The organism is Variovorax sp. 01T439_2 (genome assembly GCF_056398445.1).
Genome location: NZ_JBFTPJ010000758.1, coordinates 1 through 2,956, shown reverse-complemented (window position 1 = coordinate 2,956; position 2,956 = coordinate 1). Strand labels below are relative to the sequence as shown.

Here is a 2,956-nt window from a genome sequence, read left to right as displayed (position 1 = left end):
CGCATGGCGCGGTTGCCCAGCGTTTCGGAGGCCGCCTGCAGCGCGCGCAGGATCGGCACGCCGGCAGTGGCCAGCATGGCCAGCGTGCTGGCAAAGCGCGCCGCGTTGTAGCCGCGCGCAAGCTTGCCCACGAGCGGCAGCCGCAGCCAGGCGGCGTCGAATTTCAGGCGCAAGGCTTCCTGCGCCAGCGCCAATCGCGCGGCGATGGCGGCCAGCACCACGCCGCCCAGCATCCACCAGCCGTAGTTGCGCACCGCCGCGCTCAGCGACAGCATGACGGTGGTGAGGAAGGGCAGCGAGCGCTTGGTGCCCGCGAACACCTGCGCCACCTGCGGCACTACGTAGCTCACGAGGAAGATCACGATCACGATCGCCACCAGCGTGACGATGGCCGGATAGAGCGCCGCGCCGATGAGCTTCTGCTGCAGCGCCTGCCGCTCCTCGAGGTCGTCGGCGAGCCGGTCGAGCACGAGGCCGAGGTTGCCGCTTTGCTCGCCCGCGCCGATCACGGCGGTGTAGATGGGCGAGAACTCGCGCGGATGGGCCGCGAGCGCACGCGCGAAGAGCGAGCCCGCGTTGACCTCGGCGCGCAGCGAAGCGACCAGGTTGCGCTGCGGCTCGGTCTCGGCTTCGTCGGTGAGCGCCGTCAGCGCGCGTTCGAGCGGCAGGCCCGAAGAGACCAGGCCCGCGAGCTGCCGCGTCCAGACCGAAAGGCCGGTGGAGCTGAAGACCCGGGCGCCGCCGCCCAGCCAGCGGCGCAGGCCGCCATTGCCGGTGCCGTTGGCATGGCTGCTGCCCACCGGCGTGACCGACAGCGGAATGAGCGCCTGCGCGCGCAGCAGGCTGCGGGCACTGCGCGCGGTGTCGGCCTCGAGCACGCCTTCGCGCGACTGGCCGCTGGCATCGATGGCTTCGAAGGAATAGGCGGGCATGGTGGTGCCGGGCGGATCAGTCGCGCGTGACGCGCAGCAGCTCGGCGCGCGAGGTGATGCCGGCCTGCACCAGCCGTTCGCCGTCTTCGCGCATCAGGCGCAGGCCGCCGCGCGCGCCGGCCTGGAGCAGTTCGCTCTCGGCCGCCTTGCTGTGGATCAGGCCCTGCACGGTCTCGTCGGCCACCAGCAGCTCGAAGATGCCGGTGCGCCCCTGGTAGCCGGTCTGCCCGCATGCTTCGCAGCCGGCGCCGCCGCAGGCCGTGCAGACCTTGCGCACCAGGCGCTGCGCGAGCACGCCCAGCAGCGACGAGCTCAGCAGGAACGGCTCCACGCCCATGTCGGTCAGCCGCGTGACGGCGCTGACCGAGTCGTTGGTGTGCAGCGTGGCAAGCACCAGGTGGCCGGTGAGCGAGGCCTGGATGGCGATCTGCGCGGTCTCGAAGTCGCGGATCTCGCCGATCATGATCACGTCCGGATCCTGCCGCAGGATCGCGCGCAGCGCCTTCGCGAAGGTGAGCTCGATCTTCGCGTTGATCTGCGTCTGGCCCACGCCCGGCAGTTCGTATTCGATCGGGTCTTCCACCGTCATGATGTTGCTGCGGCTCGCATCCAGCCGGGCCAGCGCGGCGTACAGCGTGGTGGTCTTGCCCGAGCCCGTGGGCCCGGTCACCAGGATGATGCCGTGCGGCTGCGCAATGAGCTTCTCGAAGCGCGCGAGCGTGTCGCCCTGCATGCCGACCGATTCGAGCGTGAGCTTCGATTCGCTCTTGTCCAGGAGGCGCAGCACCGCGCGTTCGCCATGCGCGCTCGGCAGCGTGGAGACGCGCACATCGACTGCGCGCGTGCCGATGCGAAGGCTGATGCGCCCGTCCTGCGGCAGCCGCTTCTCGGAGATGTCGAGGTCGGCCATGATCTTCAGGCGCGAGATCAGCGCGGCGTGCAGCGCGCGGTTGGGCTGCACCACCTCGCGCAGCGTGCCGTCGATGCGAAAGCGCACGGACGAAGTGCGCTCGTAGGGCTCGATGTGGATGTCGCTCGCGCCGTCGCGCGCGGCCTGCGTGAGCAGCGCGTTGAGCATGCGGATGATGGGCGCGTCGCCGGCGCTTTCCAGCAGGTCCTCGACCGCCGGCAGCTCCTGCATCATGCGCGAGAGGTCGGCGTCGCTCTGCACCTCGCTCACCACCGCGGCGGCGCTCGATTCGCCCTGCGCATAGGCCGCGCTGATGCGCTGCGCGAGCGGGCCGTCGGCCAGCACCTCGAAGGCCTGCACGCCGTACTTGCGCGTGACTTCGCCGACCGCGCTGCGCGAGGGATGGCTCGACATCCACAGCGTGTGGCTGCCGTCGTCGGCTTCTTCGAGCAGCAGCTGCTGGCTGCGTGCGAACGCGTAGGGCAGGGGGTGGCGCATGGGCTTCAGGGCAGTTCGCGCGAGCTGGTGGGGTCGGCCGTGGGCGGCAGCGCGCCGCGCAGCGGGCTCGGGCGCAGGGTGCGGGTGTCGGCGGCTGGGCGCGGCGGCGGGATCAGCTGCGTGCCCTGGATGCGGTCGCTGCCGTTGCTGCTGGTGTCGCGGGCACCCGAGCGCGGCAGCGGGGCTTCCGGCAGCACGGGGGCGGCATCCACGCCGCGCAGCATGATGTTGTCGGTGTTCGGCTGGGTCCGCTGCTGCATGCCGCGGATCTCGTCGTAGCGGTCGTAGGCAAAGGCTTCGGTCGAGGCGCCGTCGCGCATGACCGCGGGGCGCAGGAACATCATCAGGTTGCTCTTGTTGCGCGTGCGGATCTCGTTCTTGAACAGGTTGCCGAGCACCGGGATGTCGCCCGCCACCGGCACCTTCTCGATCGTGTTGCCGTAGTCGTCCGACAGCAGCCCGCCGAGCATGACCAGGCCGCCGTCTTCCACCAGCACGCTCGATTCGATCGAACGCTTGTTGGTGGTCGGGCCGTTGGGGTTGTTGATGGTGTTGCCGTCGACGGTCGAGGTCTCCTGGAAGATGGTCATCTTCACGGTGCCGTTCTCGTTGATGG

2 protein-coding genes and 1 pseudogene are annotated in these 2,956 nt (G+C 70.3%); all 3 read right to left on the bottom strand.

Annotation, left to right across the window (positions count from 1 at the left end):
* Positions 1-932: type II secretion system F family protein (locus AC1DOC_RS27275; protein WP_478130880.1), on the bottom strand; the 932-nt coding region annotated here is incomplete at its 3' end.
* Positions 933-948: 16 nt separating this feature from the next.
* Positions 949-2,340 carry a GspE/PulE family protein gene (locus AC1DOC_RS27270; protein ID WP_012746221.1) on the bottom strand — a complete coding sequence of 464 codons (1,392 nt, stop codon included), beginning with the start codon at positions 2,338-2,340 and terminating at the stop codon, positions 949-951.
* A 5-nt stretch (positions 2,341-2,345) separates the two neighbouring features.
* Positions 2,346-2,956: pseudogene (locus AC1DOC_RS27265) on the bottom strand (type II secretion system secretin GspD); the annotation flags it as partial.